Here is a 411-nt window from a genome sequence, read left to right on the forward strand (position 1 = left end):
ACTTTTAAGGTCTAACCATGGCATACTCTGCGGACTTAAGAAACAAAGCTTTAAACTATTACGAACAATGCAAAAACATCAGCCAAACCGCAGCAACGTTTAACTTGTCAAGAAACACGCTTTACCTGTGGATTCGCCTTAAAAAGCAAACAGGCAGCCTAAAACATCAAGTTACCGGTCTGAATGCCGTCAAATTGGATAGGCAAAAACTGGCTCAATATGTTGGGCAACACCCGGATGCCTATCTGCATGAAATCGCCAAACATTTTGATTGTACGGCAGCCGCCGTTTGCTATGCACTCAAACAGATGGGGATGACGCGCAAAAAAAGACCACCACTTACAAAGAACAAGATCCGGCCAAAGTAACGCATTATTTGACACAGCTGGCCGAATTTTCCGACTACCAACG

1 pseudogene is annotated in these 411 nt (G+C 44.0%); it reads left to right on the forward strand.

What is annotated here, in order from left to right:
* Window positions 1-17 precede the first annotated feature (17 nt).
* Window positions 18-411: pseudogene (locus tag HMPREF3277_RS00150) on the forward strand (IS630 transposase-related protein); the annotation flags it as partial.

Source organism: Neisseria sp. HMSC70E02 (assembly GCF_001838645.1).
Lineage (GTDB): Bacteria > Pseudomonadota > Gammaproteobacteria > Burkholderiales > Neisseriaceae > Neisseria > Neisseria macacae.